General features: G+C 68.6%; 16 protein-coding genes, 1 tRNA gene and 1 riboswitch. Of the genes, 5 read left to right on the top strand and 12 right to left on the bottom strand.

The genetic code is table 11. From position 1 onward, the window contains the following. Nucleotides 1-13 precede the first annotated feature (13 nt). The 4 genes from clcA to FHS55_RS01665 all read right to left on the bottom strand — a co-directional run bounded on the left by clcA (nt 14) and on the right by FHS55_RS01665 (nt 4,881). Nucleotides 14-1,384 carry a H(+)/Cl(-) exchange transporter ClcA gene (gene clcA, locus FHS55_RS01650; protein ID WP_183187933.1) on the bottom strand — a complete coding sequence of 457 codons (1,371 nt, stop codon included), beginning with the start codon at nt 1,382-1,384 and terminating at the stop codon, nt 14-16. A 181-nt stretch (nt 1,385-1,565) separates the two neighbouring features. Next, the gene (locus FHS55_RS01655; RefSeq protein WP_183187934.1) at nt 1,566-2,516 is read right to left on the bottom strand and encodes an ABC transporter substrate-binding protein; all 951 of its coding nucleotides are present in this window, start codon (nt 2,514-2,516) and stop codon (nt 1,566-1,568) included. Nucleotides 2,517-2,586: 70 nt separating this feature from the next. Beyond that, nucleotides 2,587-2,701: riboswitch (TPP riboswitch) on the bottom strand. A gap of 155 nt (nt 2,702-2,856) precedes the next feature. Beyond that, nucleotides 2,857-4,047 carry a winged helix-turn-helix domain-containing protein gene (locus FHS55_RS01660; RefSeq protein WP_183187935.1) on the bottom strand — a complete coding sequence of 397 codons (1,191 nt, stop codon included), beginning with the start codon at nt 4,045-4,047 and terminating at the stop codon, nt 2,857-2,859. 81 nt (nt 4,048-4,128) lie between these two features. Continuing rightward, nucleotides 4,129-4,881, bottom strand: a complete 753-nt coding sequence (locus tag FHS55_RS01665; protein ID WP_183187936.1) for an ABC transporter permease — start codon at nt 4,879-4,881, stop codon at nt 4,129-4,131. Nucleotides 4,882-5,031: 150 nt separating this feature from the next. Between FHS55_RS01665 and FHS55_RS01670 the strand changes: the two genes are divergently transcribed. Then, nucleotides 5,032-5,868, top strand: coding sequence for a universal stress protein (locus tag FHS55_RS01670; protein WP_183187937.1), 837 nt, complete (start codon nt 5,032-5,034; stop codon nt 5,866-5,868). A gap of 210 nt (nt 5,869-6,078) precedes the next feature. Here FHS55_RS01670 and FHS55_RS01675 read toward each other — a convergent pair whose 3' ends face one another. From FHS55_RS01675 to FHS55_RS01685, 3 genes are all read right to left on the bottom strand, one after another. Then, a complete protein-coding gene (locus FHS55_RS01675) occupies nt 6,079-6,288 on the bottom strand; it encodes a cold-shock protein (protein ID WP_183187938.1) in 210 nt (69 codons plus the stop codon). Nucleotides 6,289-6,455: 167 nt separating this feature from the next. Next, the gene (gene rpsU, locus FHS55_RS01680) at nt 6,456-6,740 is read right to left on the bottom strand and encodes a 30S ribosomal protein S21 (protein WP_183187939.1); all 285 of its coding nucleotides are present in this window, start codon (nt 6,738-6,740) and stop codon (nt 6,456-6,458) included. A gap of 169 nt (nt 6,741-6,909) precedes the next feature. Further along, nucleotides 6,910-6,986 (bottom strand) — tRNA-His (locus FHS55_RS01685). 206 nt (nt 6,987-7,192) lie between these two features. Here FHS55_RS01685 and FHS55_RS01690 point away from each other — a divergent pair. Next, entirely contained in the window at nt 7,193-7,411 is a 219-nt protein-coding gene (locus FHS55_RS01690) for a DUF4089 domain-containing protein (protein ID WP_183187940.1), read from the top strand. Between the two features lie 11 nt (nt 7,412-7,422). Next, nucleotides 7,423-8,832, top strand: a complete 1,410-nt coding sequence (locus FHS55_RS01695; RefSeq protein ID WP_183187941.1) for an AtzE family amidohydrolase — start codon at nt 7,423-7,425, stop codon at nt 8,830-8,832. Nucleotides 8,833-8,850: 18 nt separating this feature from the next. On the opposite strand, the gene dmeF is transcribed toward FHS55_RS01695, so the two are convergent. From dmeF to FHS55_RS01715, 4 genes are all read right to left on the bottom strand, one after another. Next, on the bottom strand, nt 8,851-9,999 hold the full coding sequence (dmeF, locus tag FHS55_RS01700; RefSeq protein WP_183187942.1) for a CDF family Co(II)/Ni(II) efflux transporter DmeF: 1,149 nt from the start codon (nt 9,997-9,999) through the stop codon (nt 8,851-8,853). 17 nt (nt 10,000-10,016) lie between these two features. After that, nucleotides 10,017-10,295, bottom strand: coding sequence for a metal/formaldehyde-sensitive transcriptional repressor (locus tag FHS55_RS01705; RefSeq protein ID WP_183187943.1), 279 nt, complete (start codon nt 10,293-10,295; stop codon nt 10,017-10,019). Between the two features lie 86 nt (nt 10,296-10,381). Further along, nucleotides 10,382-11,194 carry a TIGR02186 family protein gene (locus FHS55_RS01710; protein WP_210286813.1) on the bottom strand — a complete coding sequence of 271 codons (813 nt, stop codon included), beginning with the start codon at nt 11,192-11,194 and terminating at the stop codon, nt 10,382-10,384. Then, nucleotides 11,191-12,117 carry a TSUP family transporter gene (locus tag FHS55_RS01715; RefSeq protein ID WP_183187944.1) on the bottom strand — a complete coding sequence of 309 codons (927 nt, stop codon included), beginning with the start codon at nt 12,115-12,117 and terminating at the stop codon, nt 11,191-11,193. Before FHS55_RS01715 ends, FHS55_RS01710 begins: the two co-directional genes overlap by 4 nt. Nucleotides 12,118-12,520: 403 nt before the next feature. On the opposite strand from FHS55_RS01715, the gene FHS55_RS01720 reads away from it, so the two are divergent. After that, nucleotides 12,521-13,750, top strand: coding sequence for a PQQ-dependent sugar dehydrogenase (locus FHS55_RS01720; RefSeq protein WP_425485780.1), 1,230 nt, complete (start codon nt 12,521-12,523; stop codon nt 13,748-13,750). A 68-nt stretch (nt 13,751-13,818) separates the two neighbouring features. Continuing rightward, on the top strand, nt 13,819-14,148 hold the full coding sequence (locus FHS55_RS01725; protein WP_183187946.1) for a c-type cytochrome: 330 nt from the start codon (nt 13,819-13,821) through the stop codon (nt 14,146-14,148). Here FHS55_RS01725 and FHS55_RS01730 read toward each other — a convergent pair. Continuing rightward, nucleotides 14,126-14,773, bottom strand: coding sequence for a pyroglutamyl-peptidase I (locus FHS55_RS01730; RefSeq protein ID WP_183187947.1), 648 nt, complete (start codon nt 14,771-14,773; stop codon nt 14,126-14,128). The two genes, FHS55_RS01725 and FHS55_RS01730, sit on opposite strands and share 23 nt — an antisense overlap. Nucleotides 14,774-14,834 lie beyond the last annotated feature (61 nt).

Here is a 14,834-nt window from a genome sequence, read left to right on the forward strand (position 1 = left end):
GATCCGGCCCGGGCTACCGGTCCTCGGCGGCCGGCATGCCGCTCATGTCCTTGTGCGCGGGACGGCGGCGTTCGCGCCGGGGCGCCGGCTGGCCCTGCGCCTCGATGGCGAGCGTGCGCTCCAGCAGGATCTCGTAGATCGGCCGGCCGCCGAGCGCCTGCGCGGTCATGTTGGCGAGGATCGTCGTGACCATGACCGGCACCAGCATGGAATAGGCGCCGGTCAGTTCCATCACCAGCACCATGCCGACCAGCGGCGCGCCGATCGTGGCCGCGAACAGGCCGCCCATGGCGGCGATGGCGAGCGCGGGGAGGGCGTGGTCGGGCAGTGGCAGCACCGTTCCCAGCGCGGTGCCGTAGCAGAGGCCGATCGTGGTGGCGAGCGCGAGGATCGGCGCGAAGATGCCGCCGGCAACGCCGGTGGAATAGCTCGCCATCGTCATCACGAAGCGCAGCAGCACGATCACCGCCAGGATGCCGAGCGGAAGCCGCTCCCCGGCGAGCTGCACGGCCAGCAGTTCGCCGCCCTGCGTCGCCTCGGGCAGGACGAACATCAGGACGCCGACGACGAGGCCGACCACAGCCGGGAAAATGTAGAACGAGGTGCTCAGCCCGAGATTGCGGACATGGTCGAGCGCCCAGACCAGCGTGCCGTTGAAACCGACGCCTGCCGCGCCCAGCCCGACGCCCAGCACCGCGAAGGCCGGCAGCATGCCATAGGGCATGTCCGGCACGTCCATGAGCATGTAGGGAACGTTGCCGGTGAGGTATTGCGTGACGATGGCGCTGGCCAAGGAGGCCAGCACCACGCCGATATAGCTGCGCTGGCTGTAGGGAAACTGCCGCCGCGTCTCCTCGATCACGAACAGCACGGCGGCGAGCGGGGCGTTGAAGGCGGCCGCGAGGCCGGCCGCGCCGCCCGCCGCGAGAAGCCCGCGCATGTCCTCGGTCGGCCAGCGCATGAGGTCGGAGGCGGCCTTGGCGATGGAGGCGCCCATGTGGATGGTCGGTCCCTCGCGCCCGAGCACCATGCCCGAGGAGAGCGAGAGCAGTCCGGCGACGAACTTGACCGGCAGCACGCGGCGCCAGCGCACCGTGCGCAGGCCTTCCATGGCGCCCTCGATCTCCGGCACGCCCGATCCGCTCGCCTCGGGCGCGAAGCGACGCACCAGCCAAAGCGACACCAGCGTCATTGCCGCGCCGACCAGCGCCGCCGCCACATAGAGCGGGAGGCCGGTCAGGTGCAGGCCGTCGCGCAGATAGGCGGGCCAGGCGGCGGTGAGATGCTCCACGCCGACATGGAACGCGGAGCCGACAACGCCGACCGTGGCGCCGACCAGCGCCGCCACGACATAATAGACCCCGTTGCCGCTGCGCCTGTCCATTCTTCGCTCCTCACCCGCTGCCCGCCGAAACCGATGTCCCGGTTAGCATTGCCGCGCGGGAGCGGAAAGGGATCCTCGCGCGAACGCCCCCCGCCCGCCGCGTCTCGGGCGTGCGAATGGGAGCCGGACGATCCCGGATCGGCCCCGGCATCCCCCAGGCAAGGGGCGATCGCAGCAGGCCTCACGGCAGCGTCGGCGCGTAGGTCGCCACCGGCTCCACCGTGTCGATCAGCCCGTGCGCCTTCATGAATTCGCCGAAGCGCTCATAACGGCCGCTGTCCAGCGCGGCCGGGGCATGGGCGAAGCGGCGCAGCGTATCGGCCCAGGCGGTGCGGTTGAGTTCGTCGTCGAGCTTGGGATTGGCGGCGACGAACAGCTTCCACGCCTCGTCCGGGTGGTTGAGAATATAGATCGTGGCATCCTCCACCGCGGCGAGGAAGCGCTTCAGGCGGGGATCGCCGATCTTGTCCTTGTGGGCGACATAGATCAGCTCGTCGAACACCGGCACGCCGTGCTCCTCGGGGAAGAAGGCCAGGCCTTCCTTGCCCTCCAGCTTGATCTGGGTGAGCTCGAAATTGCGGTAGGCGCCGATGACGGCGTCGACCTTGCCGGCGACCAGCGCGGGAGAAAGGGCGAAATTGACGTTGATCATGGTGACGTCGGTAGGCTTCAGTCCGGCGCTGGCGAGCATGGTGCCGAGCAGCGCGTCTTCCAGCCCCGCCACGGAATAACCCACCGTCTTGCCCTTGAGATCGCCGATGGACTTGATCGGGCCGTCCTTCAGCACGACCAGCGCGGTGAGCGGGGTCGAGACCAGTGTGCCGAAGCGCACCAGCGGCAGGCCTTCCTTCACCGAGAGGTAGAGGTTGGGCTGGTAGCTGACCGCGATATCCGCCTGCCCGGCGGCGACCAGACGCGGCGGGGCGGAGGGGTCGGCCGGCGCCACCAGCTCGACATCGAGGTCGTGGGCTTTGAAGAAGCCCTTTTCCTGCGCCACGATCAGCGGGGCGTGGTCGGGATTGACATACCAGTCGAGCAGGACGGTGAGCTTGTCGGCGGCGCTGACCGGTGCGAGCGACAGGGTAAGCGCGACGGCCGAGGCGGCGAGCGCGCGGGTGATGGATGTCAACATTGGATCTCCTCCCAGTTGGAGATCCGGCGCATGAGCTTTCGGGGGAAACCGGCGCGGGCGCCCGCATGCGACCCCGCCGTCGTTCCGTCCCTTCGCCGGCATGACCCGGATCAGGTTCAAAGGGTCTGGCGGCTGCCATCTCAGCCCCTTGATCCTGCGATCGTGGGACACCCCTCGGACGCCTGAACGCTAGCAGAGCGGACGGGTGGGAGCAAATGGGCGGCGACAGGGCGCCGACCGGCTCTCTCTCCCTCGGGGAGAGGTGGGAAGGGCCGCGCGACGTTTCGTCATGGGCGGACTTGGCCCGGCCATCCACGTCCGGCCATCCACGTCCGGGCGTTCACTCCCCCCGCCAGCCCTCCAGATAGACCGTGCGCTCCACACCGGCGAAACGGCCGAGGCGGGTGAGTTCGGCATCGAGCGCGGCAAGGCGGCCGCCGGAGGCCCGTACGCCCGGCTCCAGCCACAGGCGGCGCACATCGAGCGTGCCCGCCTTCCGGTCGGCCTTCATGTCGATGCGCCCGATCAGCCGGTCGCCTTCCAGCAGGGGAAAGACGTAATAGCCCCAGATGCGCTTTTCCGCCGGCACGAACACCTCGATGCGGTAATTGAAGCCGAACAGCCGTTCCGCCCGGTTGCGGTCGCGCAGCAGCGGATCGAACGGGCTGAGCACACGCAGCCGCGCCGGCGGCGGGGGCAGCGCGTCGAAGAGCGCGGCGCTGCCGGCAAAGGCATGCGAGGCGCGCGGCTTGCCGCCATCGGCCGGGGCGATGGCGACGGGCTCCAGCCGATCGCGATGGGCCTCCACCCAGCGCTTGGCCTCCTCCGGCGTCACAAGGTCCCAGAAGGCGGCGATCTCGCCCGAGGTGGCAAAGCCGAGCCGTTCCAGCGCGCTGGTGCAGGCCCAGTCGATGAAGGCCTCTTCGCTCACCGCGCCGGCGAAGCGATGGGCGGGAAGGACCCGCGTGGCGAGGTCGTAGACCTTCTGGAAGCCTTCGCGGCCGGCAATGGCGAAAGTGCCGGTGCGCCAGTGATATTCCAGCGCGGTCTTTTCCGGGTGCCAGTTCCACCAGCCGCCGGGCGGGCGTTTCTCGGCCTCGAAATCGCGCGCCATGAGCCGGCCCTCGCGCGTCACCCGCTCCAGCACGTGCTCGATATAGCTCTCGAAGCCGTTCTCGTGCCAGCTGCGCCAGCGCTCCACCAGCCGGGCGCGGGAGCGGGCGAAGCGGTGCTTCCAGTAGGGGTAGAAGGCGCTGGGGATGATGGCGGCGTCATGCGTCCAGTGCTCGAACAGCTCGCCATCCGTCTCCAGCAGGGTGGCGAGGTGCTCGCGCTTGTAGCTCGGGTTGCGCGCGAACAGGATGTGGTGATGGGCGCGCTCGACGGTGGCGATGCTGTCCACCTGCACGAAGCCGATCGCGGTTATGAGGTCGAGCAGCCCGGCCTTGGTGAGCGCGCCGCGCGGCCGGCTCAGGCCCTGGGTGGCGAGGAAGATGCGGCGCGCATCGCTATTGGAGAGGGTCAGCGTCATCCGCGCATTGTGAACAGGTTCTTGATTCGTTCCAAGCCTGGATGCGGCCCGACGGTGACGTTGCGCCCGGCTTTCCGCCGTTCAGCTTTCCGCCGTCTCGGGCGCCCAGGGCAGCAGCCGGGTGAGGCCGCGATCCACCAGCGTGAACAGGGTGAGCGCGACCGCCAGCAGGATGGCGAGCGCGGCGAACACCATGTCGGTCTGCATGCGGGCATTGGAATAGATCATGAGATAGCCGAGCCCGGCTGAGGCGCCGACCCATTCGCCGACCACGGCGCCGATCGGCGCGACGGCGGTGGCCACCCGCAGCCCCGAGGCGAGGGCCGGCAGTGCCGCCGGAATGCGGATGTAGCGCAGCGTCTTGAACGTGCCGACACCGCCCAGCCGCGCGAGGTCGACAAGCCCCTGCTCGGTGCGCGCCAGCCCGTCATGGAAGGCGGAGGCGACGGGAAAGAAGATGATCAGGCTGGCCATCACGATCTTCGAGGCGAGGCCGAAGCCGAACCAGATCACCAAGAGCGGCGCGATGGCGAAGACCGGCAGCGCCTGCGCCACCAGCAGCACCGGCCGCATCGCCCGCCGCGCCAGCGGCGAGGCCGCCATGGCCAGCGCGCAGGCAATGCCGAGCGCCGAGCCGCAGACAAGGCCCAGCAGCATCTCGCCCAGCGTGATCGCGCCATTGTGGGCGAGGATGGCGGCATTGTTCCACCCGGTCACGGCGATTCGCAGCGGGCCGGGCAGGATATAGGCGGGAATCGCCATGAGCCGGACGGCGGCTTCCCACAGGCCGAGCAGAATCAGCGTGATCGCGAGCGTTCGCCCGATGACGGCCATGCGGCAAAATCCTATATCAGGTGCAACACTTATAGTCGGGGGCTACCGTCTGCGCGACGGTGGACGGGACGTGTATACCCCAAGCCCGATCTCGGCCCGCGCAACCCGGCATCGGGCGCGCCTTGGACAGAAAAAGGAGTGGAGACGCCCATGATTAAGGACATCCTTGTAAGTCTTCGCATCGGCGAGGGCGCGGACACGGCGGTCGACTATGCCGTTTCGGCGGCCGCCGCGCTCAAGGCGCATCTGACGGGCGTGGCGATCAGCTACGAGATCGACATTCCGCCCATCTACACGGAAGCGTTCTCGACCGATTTTCTCGAGACACAGCGCGCCGAAGGCCAGAAGCTGGCGGAGCGCGCCGTGTCCTATTTCGGCGAGGCGACCCGCTCGCTCGGCGTCAACGCGGAGATCCGCTCGATTGACGGCACGCCGGGCGGGGCCGCCGAGCAGATCGGCATCCTGTCGCGCCTCTATGACCTCACCATTGTCGGGCAGGCCGATCCGGATCGGCCCGGGGCGGAAGAGGTGATCGCCGAGGCGGTGCTGTTCGATTCCGGCCGTCCCGTGCTGCTGATCCCGGTGAACCAGCAGAAGCCGTTCTCCGCCAAGCGCATCCTGGTGGCGTGGGACGGCGGGCGCGCCTCCGCCCGCGCGGTGGCCGAGGCTCGTCCTCTGCTCGCCCATGCCGACCTGGTCGAAGCCGTGGTGGTGGATACCGGCCGATCGAAGAAGGCCGACGCGCTGCCGGGCGCCGACCTCGCCCGCCATCTCGCCCGCCACGAGAAGACGGTCGAACTCCGGCGTCTGGTGCCGGCCAGCGGCGAGGGCATTGTCGACGTGCTGCTGCGGGAAGTGGCGGCGCGCGACATCGATATCGTCGTGATGGGCGGCTACGGCCATTCGCGGCTGCGCGAATTCGTGCTCGGCGGCGTGACGCGCGACATGCTGGAGCGCATGACGGTGCCGCTGTTCCTGGCGCACTGATCGGGGCGCATCGGAAACGGATGCGACAAGGTCCGGCCAAAAGGTCCGGGCAAAAAGGCCCGGCCATGTGCCGGGCCTTTTTCGTGCGGGCGAGGGGGCGTCGTTGCGGGGAGCGTTCCGACAGCAAAAAGGCCGGGTTGCCCCGGCCTTTCCAACGAATAGGACGATCTCAGCGGGTTCATCCGCCACCGGATGGCCGCGAGGCTCGACTCACGCAGCCTGCAGGTTGGCTGCCGACTGCTTGCCAGTGCGGCGGTCCGACTGGAGCTCATACGAGACCTTCTGGCCGTCGTTCAGGCCGGAGAGGCCCGCCCGCTCGACCGCGGAGATGTGCACGAACACATCCGGCCCGCCCTGATCCGGCTGAATGAACCCATAACCCTTCTGGGTGTTGAACCACTTCACAGTACCCGTCGCCATGACGAAATCCCTAGAGACAGCATAGATAGTTGACCGCGCGCTTCATTGCGCTGGTCGTGATGACATCGATTTGAGCGGAAGTTCGAAACGGCAAAAAGCCGCCGGCAACGTTCAACATGCAAGATCGATGCATCAAGGATGCCCGAACGAAAGTTCGGCGGCAAGCGTTATGTCGCCTTGCTTTCGGAGGGGCCGGCCATGCCCGGGGCGGACGGGCGGCGGACCATTTCCTTCTTCTTCGGCGCGGCAATCAGCCCTTCGCGAACGGCCTGCTTGCGAGCCGCCTTGCGCGCGCGGCGAACCGCCTCGGCGGCCTCGCGGTTGCGGCGCTCGGAGGGCTTCTCATAGGAGCGCCGGGCCTTCATCTCGCGGAAGACGCCTTCGCGCTGCATCTTCTTCTTGAGGACCCGAAGGGCCTGATCGACGTTGTTATCCCTGACCAGTACGTGCAATGCCTATCCAATCGTCTGCAGCTCGGCTGCGGGTTGTGCGGCGCCGGAATCGGTACCGACGACGTCATATGGTTCAACGAGGCCGGGATTGGAAGGGCGGTGAGGCCATCTTCACCCGCGACGAGGGCGCCACCCGCCATCAACGCATTGAGAGTCGGGGGTGATTCTCTGGTACAGCTGGGTGGGCTCGAACCACCGACCTCCGGTTCCACAGACCGGCGCTCTAACCAACTGAGCTACAGCTGCGTGCCAGAACGGCGCGGAACCTAATTAAGCGGCAGCCGCTTGGCAAGGCCGCATATGCCTCCTTCTGCTGCAATCGGGGACAACTGCCCCTCCATCCCCTGCCGATCCACTCTCGGCACGCGTGAGAGAGCCTTTCGTGGCATGTTTTCTGTATGCCTCGGATGAGGCGAAGCGGGCGATGCTCCGCGATCAGCACGGGGGAAGGCATGAGCCGGCAGGATGACACGGGCGCGGGCGGCGGAGGGGCGGATAGCGGGGCGGGCGCGCTGCTGGATGCCGGACTGGCGATCGAGGGGCTGCCGCTGGAGCCGGAATTGCGCCCGCGCGTGGTGATGCATCTGGCGACGGCGATCGCCATGGCCCGGCTGGTCACCTCCTTTGCGCTGCCCGACGATGCCGAGCCCGCCCCGGTCTACGTGCCGTGAGCGAGCCTGTCATGAATGAGACCACGGAAGCCGCCCGCCTGCTGGCCGGTCCCGCCCTCGCGCTGGCGAACGCGGTGAGCGCCGGGAAGGTGAGCGCGCGGAGCGTCACCGAGGCGGCGCTGGCGCGCATCGCGCAGGTCGACCCGGTGCTGAACGCTTTTACCGACGTCACGAGCGCGCGGGCGCGGGCGGAGGCCGCGGCGATCGATGCCCGGCGGGCGGCCGGCGCGGTGCTGGGCCCGCTGGCGGGCGTGCCCTTCGCGGTGAAGAACCTGTTCGACCTTGAGGGGCTGTCGACCCGGGCGGGCTCGCGGATCAACCGCGACCGCCCGCCGGCGCCGCGCGACGCCACGCTGGTGGAGCGGCTGACCGCGGCGGGGGCGGTGTGCCTGGGCGGCCTGAACATGGGCGAATATGCCTATGACTTCACCGGCGAGAACCTGCATGACGGCAATTCGCGCAATCCGCACGACACCGGCCACATGTCGGGCGGCTCCTCCGGCGGCTCGGGCTCGGCGGTGGGGGGCAAGCTGGTGCCGCTCTCGCTGGGCTCCGACACCAATGGCTCGATCCGCGTGCCGTCCTCCTTCTGCGGCATTTTCGGGCTGAAGCCGACCTATGGGCGGCTGTCGCGTGCGCGCAGCTTTCCCTTCGTCGCCAGCCTCGATCATCTCGGCCCGTTCGCGCGCCACGTCGCCGATCTCGCCGCCACCTATGACGCCCTGCTCGGCCCCGACCCGGACGATGCCGCGCTGGCGGACAAGCCGGCCGCGCCGACGCTGCCCGGCCTTGAGGAGCCGGGCCATCTGCGTGTCGCGGTGCTGGGCGGCTGGTTCGCGCGCTCCGGCACGCCGCAGGCCTATGAGGCCGTGGCCCGCGCGGCACGGGCGCTCGATGCGACGACGGTCGTGGAACTGCCGGAGGTCGAGCGGGCGCGCGCATCGGCCTATCTCATCACCATGGCGGAAGGCGCGGCGCTGCACCGCGACCGGCTGCGCGAGCGGCCGGGAGAGTTCGACCCGGCGGTGCGCGAGCGGCTGCTGGCCGGCGCCGTGCTGCCGGCGGCCTGGATCGCCCGCGCGCAGAATTTCCGCCGCTGGTTCCGTGATCGGGCGGTGGAGCTGTTCGCCGAATGGGACGTGCTGATCGCCCCCGCGACGCCGGTGCCTGCGCCCCGCAGCGGGCAGGCGACCTTCGTGCTCGACGGGCGCGAAATGCTGGTGCGGCCGAATATCGGCATCTACACGCAGCCCATTTCCTTCATCGGCCTGCCCGTGGTGGCGGCGCCGATCGCCACCGACAATCCCCTGCCCATCGCCGTGCAGCTGATCGCGGCACCCTGGCAGGAGGCGGCGGCGCTGCGCGCGGCGCGGGTGCTGGAGCGCGCGGGCATCGCGGTGGCGCCGGAGCCGGTGGTGTAAGCGGGCGGTCGCGCCCCCTCACGCCGCGCGCGGCAGGGCGGGAGCGTCCAGCGCGTTCACCTCCAGGGTGATGTGCGACAGCCCCTCGATGGCCTCCAGCCCCTGCTTGTAGGCGGCCGGCGCCTGCGGCTCGGTGGCGCGCAGGGCGATCGCGGCGGCGAAGTGGCCGGGGCCGACCTGCCAGACATGCAGGTCGGTGACGCGCGCGCCCGAGGCTTCCAGCGCCGTGCGGATGGCCTGCGGGATGCCGCGACGCGGGGTGAAGTCCAGCAGCACGCGCGCGGTGTCGCGCACGAGGCCCAGGGACCAGCGGGCGACCACCAGCGCGCCGACAATGCCAATCACCGGATCGAGCCAGAGGAAGCCGTAGAGGCTGCCGCCCAGCAGCGCGAGGATGGCGAAGACCGAGGTCAGCGCGTCGGTCATCACATGCAGATAGGCCGCGCGCAGATTGTTGTCGCGGCTGGAGGCCGCCACCTGCGCGCCCACGCCGCGCGCGGCATGGGGATGGGCGTGCCCGTGCTCGTGATGCTCGTGCTCGTCGTGCCTGTGTTCGTGGTGACCATGATCATGGTCATGGTGCCCGGTGTGGGCGGAGCCACCATTCTGGCCATGATGGTGGCCGTGAGCCTGTCCGTGCGCGTGCTCATGGTCGTCGCGCAGCAGCCAGGCGCAGACGAGATTGACCGAGAGGCCGAACACCGCCACCGCGATCGCTTCGTTGAAGTCGATCTGCACCGGCGCGGCGAGGCGCAGGGCGCTCTCGACGCCGATCAGCAGGGCGACCAGCGCCAGCACGATGGCGCTGGCGAAGGCGGCGAGGTCGCCGACCTTGCCGGTGCCGAAGCTGAAGCGCGGGTCCTGCGCGTGGCGCGCGGCATAGCGATAGGCCAGCGCGGTGATCAGCATCGCGGCGGCATGGGTGGACATGTGCCAGCCATCGGCCAGCAGCGCCATCGAGCCGAACAGCGAGCCGGCGACGATCTCCAGCACCATGACGCTGGCGGTGATGGCGATGACGATCCAGGTGCGCCGCTCGTGCCGGCCATGCCCGGCGCCGAGGAAGCTGTGCGCATGCGTGTCGGACAGAGGGCCGGCTGCCGGCGTGCCGGCGCCGGCATGGGCAGCGGATCGGCCGTGGGCGTCCGCGTGGGTAGGGGCGGTCATGGCGCGCGCTCCGGCGGCTATTTCAGATAGGTGCGAATGACTTCGAGCAGTTCGCCCGCGCCGCGCGCCCGGTCCCGGTCCGGCTCGGTGGCGGGATCGACCACATGGTGGCGCATGTGCTCCTCGATCAGCTCGACGGTGAGCCCGTTCATCGCCCCGCGCACCGAGGCGACGAGTTGCAGCACGTCGGCACAGCCGAGCTCCGCCTCCAGCGCCCGCTCCACCGCCTCGACCTGCCCGCGAATGCGACGCACCCGGGCCAGCAGGCGGGATTTTTCCGTGATGGTATGGGACATGATGCTCGCCGATATAGGGTACCCCCCTATATTATAGTGGCGGCGGGCAAAGTCACCCCCTGCCGCGTCGGTCGGGCGACAGGCGATCAGTCGCGGCGGAACACGATATTGGCGCAGAAGCCGACGGCGATCGCCCCGAAGGCGCAGATGAAGCCGTAGAGCCACGGGTGGTCCTGCGCCGCGCCGGCCACGGCCTGCTCGAAATCGACCTTGGCGACGTCGAGCCGCAGCGCGGCACGCTGCGTCAGGATGTGGTCGGTGAAGACCTTGACCACGACCTCATAGGTGCCGATCGGCGCTCGCCCGGGGATGGGGAACACCGCGCGGAAGACGCGCGGGGCGATGAACTCCACTCCCGAGACGTTTTCGACATAGAGCCCCTGCGCCTGCTTCACCCGCAGGAAAGCCTGTCGGAACGGGTCCTGCGGCACCACGTCGGCATAGTCCGCGCCGATGCGCTGCAGCAGACGGTTATTGCCGAAGCCGGCCTGTTCCTGCCGGAGCGTGTCGGCGTCGCTCATCAGCATGGGATCGCGATTGCTCAGCACGGCGAGATAGGAGGGGGCTGCGAGGAAGCTGCGGCTGTCGACATTGATCCACAGGCCGAGCCGGCGCTCCTTGCGACGGGCGATAAAGCTCTGGTTGGGCCCGCGCACGGTGACGACCACGTCATGGGCCGGGGAGGCGCCGGTCGCCGGCATGTCCGCCCCGGGTTCGATGACGCCGAACAGCACGATGTTCTCGCCGGTGAAGCTGGAGGTGATGGTGACACGCGTCTTCGACAGCGAGAGCACCAGCCCGTCCGCGCGGGCATTGCCGGGCCAGGCAAGGAGCGCGGCGGCGAGCAGCAGGAGCCGCAGGGCGCCCCGTCGGATGCGGGCGCGACGGGCGGCGCTCATGGCGTCCGCTCGTCGATGATGACGGAATAGAGGTCCGCCGGCCGCGCGATCTGGTCCCCGGCGACGCGCAGGCCGACCGCCAGCACCAGCAGCCCCAGCAGCAGCCGCAGGTTCTCCGCCTTCAGCGTCTGGCCGGCGCGCGCGCCGAACTGCGCGCCGACCGTGCCGCCGATCATCAGCACGAGGCCCAGCACGGCATCCACCGTCTGGTTCAGCACGGCATGCATGATGATCGCCGCGAACATGGTGAAGAGCGTCAGCAGCAGCGAGGTGCCCACCGAGGTCACGGTGGGCACGCGCAGCAGGTAGATCAGCGCCGGCACGAGGATGAAGCCCCCGCCAATGCCCATCAGCGCGCCGAGGAAGCCGATGGCGAAGCTGATCGTGACCACCGGGATGACCGAGACATAGATGTGCGATTGCCGGAAGCGCATCTTGAACGGCAGGCGCAGGAACAAGGGATGCGCGCCGGGCCGGGCCACCGGCGCCTTCACGCCGCGGCGCTGGCGGATGACCGCCCCGAACCCTTCCACCACCATCAACGTGCCGATCGTGCCGAGCAGCACGATATAGGCGACGGCGATGACCAGATCGAGCTGGCCGAAGCTGCGCAGGACCTTGAAGGCGATGACGCCCGCCAGCGTGCCGGCGAGCCCTCCCGCCAGCAGCACGGCCCCCAGTTGCAGGTCGACCTGCCCGCGGCGCCAGTAGGTGAGCGCGCCGGAAAAGGACGAGGCGGCCATGTGGGTGCTCACGCTCGCCACCGCCACCGCCGGCGACACGCCGAGGAAGATCAGCAGCGGCGTCATCAGGAACCCGCCGCCGACACCGAACATGCCCGATATGAACCCCACCGCCACCCCCATGGCGAGGAGGGTGAAGACATTCACCGGCAGTTCCGCGATCGGCAGGTAGATGGTCACGAGACGCGCCTCGCCCGCGTGGAGAATTCCACTCTCCGCCTTAGCAGAATTCGTGCGGCGGAAAATGCCCGGGATCGTCGCGGGCCGTTCGATCTTGGCCGTGGGCCTCCCATGCCAGGTTCTTACGGCATGAATTATAATGAATATATTTTATGAGTGTCGAAGTGACGATGTAGTATTTACATGCCACATTTTGATGAAGCGGGTCTCTGGTAAGCAAAATTGTCCAGTTTTTTGCCATAAGAGACATCAGTGCTGACTTATCGCCTGCATTTGCCATGCTAGCGTGCCCGCGCAACGGACCCGCTCGAGGTTCGGCATTCCTAGGAGGAACCCCATGATCAAGAACCAGCGCGGCCAGCGGGCCGGCGCTCTGATGGCGTCGACGATACTGGCTGGTGCCATGGTGCTGTCGGCCGGCGTCTCCGGCGCCCTCGCCCAGTCGACCGACAATCTCGAGAAACTGTCCAACTTCCAGTCCACCGGCGCCTCCATGGAAATGGAGACGGTGCCGCAGACCGGGCCGCGCGTGGCGGCCTTCAACAAGACGCTGGCGGGGATCAAGTTGCCGGAGGGCTTCAAGATTTCGCTCTACGCCATCGTGCCGGACGCCCGTGAGATGGCGGTCGGCCCCTCCGCCGGCGTGGTCTTTGTCGGCACCCGCAAGTCCAAGGTCTGGGCGGTGACGGACCGCGACAAGGACCGCGTCGCCGATGAGGTGAAAGTCTTCGCGCCCTCCATCCAATTCAAGCTGCCCAACGGCGTATGCTTCTCCAAGGATGGCTTCCTCTTCGTCAGCGAGCAGAACCGCGTGCTGCTGTTCCCGGCGGCGGAGTTCTTCTACGAGGGGCCCGATGTTGCCGCCTTTCAGGTGGTCAAGCAGGGCGACCTGATCCCGGTGGCGGAGGAATCCTTCAACCACACCGCCCGCGTCTGCCGCATCGGGCCGGATGACAAGCTCTACATAACGCTCGGCCAGCCCTTCAACGTCTTCCCCAAGGAGAAGATGGACCTCTACAAGAAGGTCGGCATGAGCGGCATCGTGCGCATGGATCGCGACGGCAAGAACCGTGAGGTCTATGCGACCGGGGTGCGCAATTCGGTGGGCATGGACTTCAACCCGAAGGACAAGACCCTGTGGTTCACCGACAATCAGGTCGACGGCATGGGTGACGATATCCCGCCCGGCGAACTGAACCGCGCCACCAAGGAAGGCGAGAATTTCGGCTTCCCCTATTTCGGCGGCGGTTCGGTGCGCACGGTCGAATACAAGGACCAGACGCCACCCGCCGATACGGTGAAGCCGGAGGTGGAGATGGCGGCCCACGCGGCCGATCTCGGCATGACCTTCTATTCCGGCCAGCAGTTCCCGCAGCAATATCGCGGCGGCATCTTCTCGGTGCAGCATGGCTCGTGGAACCGCACCACACCGGTCGGGGCGCGGGTGATGTTCACCACGCTGAAGGAGGACGGCACCGCCGACAAGACCGAGGTGTTCGCCTCCGGCTGGCTGACGCCGAACGGCGAATATCTCGGCCGTCCGGCATCGGTGGCGCAGCTCAATGACGGCTCGCTGCTGGTCTCGGACGACACGGCCGGCGCCATCTACCGCATCTCCTACGGCGACAATTGAGCCGTCGCAGGCGCATCCCCGCGGCAATTGCTGTCGCGGGGGTCTTTCTCCAGGTCCGGGAATACCAGATGAGAGTCGTCTTCTGCGTGCCGCTCCTCGCGGCATCGGTGATGCTGTGCGCGCCGGCCATGGCGCAGGATGCCAAGGCCGGGCGCGTCAAGGCGTCAGCGCAATGCGCGGTCTGCCACGGCAGCAACGGCATGTCGCAATTGCCCACGGCGCCGAACCTCGCCGGACAGGTCGACATCTATCTCGCGAAGGCGCTGGAGGATTTCCGCGCCGGTCGCCGCGAAAACGAGATGATGAGCGTGGTCGCCAAGGGCCTGTCCGACGCCGACATCGCCAACCTTGCCGCCTGGTACGCGTCGATCCCGATCACGGTGGGGACGCCGCCGTGAGGTGCCGCGGGTTGAGGTGAGCTTGCTGGTGCTGCGCGACGAGGCGTAGCACCAGCGCTTCCAGCGCCCGCAGCAAGGCGGGGCCGGTCAGGCCGGCGCGGGGATAGGGAATGTGCACGAACACCGCCCGTCGCGCCGGTTCCGCCGCGCGGGCCCAGCCATAGGCGCCATAGGCGAGAGCGTTGCAGATATAGCGCCCCGCATCGCGCGACACCCGGGCAGGCGCATGCGCGCCGCGCAGGGCGTGGACGAGGTCGATCGCATCCGCCGTCGCATATCGCAGGGCGGGGCCCGTCTTCCCCGGGTGCGCGGCCGGGCGTCGGCGGCGCACATCGGGAAAGCCGCCGCGCGTGCGGCGTCCGAGGCATTCCACGCAGATATCGCGCCGCCGTCCTGCGAGGCCGAGCATCAGCACGATGTCCGGGGAAAGCCTCTGCAGCAGCGCCGGGAAGGCCTGTGCCTCCTCCCACGCTGTGGGCAGCACCCGCACCGCGATGTCGAGCTCGCTGAGACGGCGCGAGCGGGCCAGCGCACGCGCCAGCGTGCCGGAGGGATTGGCCGGCGCGCCGGGGAAGCGGCCGAAACCGGTGATCAGCAGGCGCGCAGACGCGAGGGGGTGATTCAACGATGGAACGCTGCCGGGATGGGGGGCGGGATGGGTGCGTGGCCTCGATGCGCGGTCGCGC

It is taken from the genome of Ancylobacter tetraedralis, assembly GCF_014195655.1.
In the GTDB taxonomy this organism is placed as follows: Bacteria; Pseudomonadota; Alphaproteobacteria; order Rhizobiales; family Xanthobacteraceae; genus Ancylobacter; species Ancylobacter tetraedralis.

What these genes read in the sequence shown, in the direction of transcription:
- clcA (WP_183187933.1), bottom strand. Translation starts at nt 1,384, where the DNA reads ATGGACAGGCGCAGCGGCAACGGGGTCTATTATGTCGTGGCGGCGCTG.
- FHS55_RS01655 (WP_183187934.1), bottom strand. Translation starts at nt 2,516, where the DNA reads ATGTTGACATCCATCACCCGCGCGCTCGCCGCCTCGGCCGTCGCGCTT.
- FHS55_RS01660 (WP_183187935.1), bottom strand. Translation starts at nt 4,047, where the DNA reads ATGACGCTGACCCTCTCCAATAGCGATGCGCGCCGCATCTTCCTCGCC.
- FHS55_RS01665 (WP_183187936.1), bottom strand. Translation starts at nt 4,881, where the DNA reads ATGGCCGTCATCGGGCGAACGCTCGCGATCACGCTGATTCTGCTCGGC.
- FHS55_RS01670 (WP_183187937.1), top strand. Translation starts at nt 5,032, where the DNA reads ATGATTAAGGACATCCTTGTAAGTCTTCGCATCGGCGAGGGCGCGGAC.
- FHS55_RS01675 (WP_183187938.1), bottom strand. Translation starts at nt 6,288, where the DNA reads ATGGCGACGGGTACTGTGAAGTGGTTCAACACCCAGAAGGGTTATGGG.
- FHS55_RS01690 (WP_183187940.1), top strand. Translation starts at nt 7,193, where the DNA reads ATGAGCCGGCAGGATGACACGGGCGCGGGCGGCGGAGGGGCGGATAGC.
- FHS55_RS01695 (WP_183187941.1), top strand. Translation starts at nt 7,423, where the DNA reads ATGAATGAGACCACGGAAGCCGCCCGCCTGCTGGCCGGTCCCGCCCTC.
- dmeF (WP_183187942.1), bottom strand. Translation starts at nt 9,999, where the DNA reads ATGACCGCCCCTACCCACGCGGACGCCCACGGCCGATCCGCTGCCCAT.
- FHS55_RS01705 (WP_183187943.1), bottom strand. Translation starts at nt 10,295, where the DNA reads ATGTCCCATACCATCACGGAAAAATCCCGCCTGCTGGCCCGGGTGCGT.
- FHS55_RS01710 (WP_210286813.1), bottom strand. Translation starts at nt 11,194, where the DNA reads ATGAGCGCCGCCCGTCGCGCCCGCATCCGACGGGGCGCCCTGCGGCTC.
- FHS55_RS01720 (WP_425485780.1), top strand. Translation starts at nt 12,521, where the DNA reads ATGGTGCTGTCGGCCGGCGTCTCCGGCGCCCTCGCCCAGTCGACCGAC.
- FHS55_RS01725 (WP_183187946.1), top strand. Translation starts at nt 13,819, where the DNA reads ATGAGAGTCGTCTTCTGCGTGCCGCTCCTCGCGGCATCGGTGATGCTG.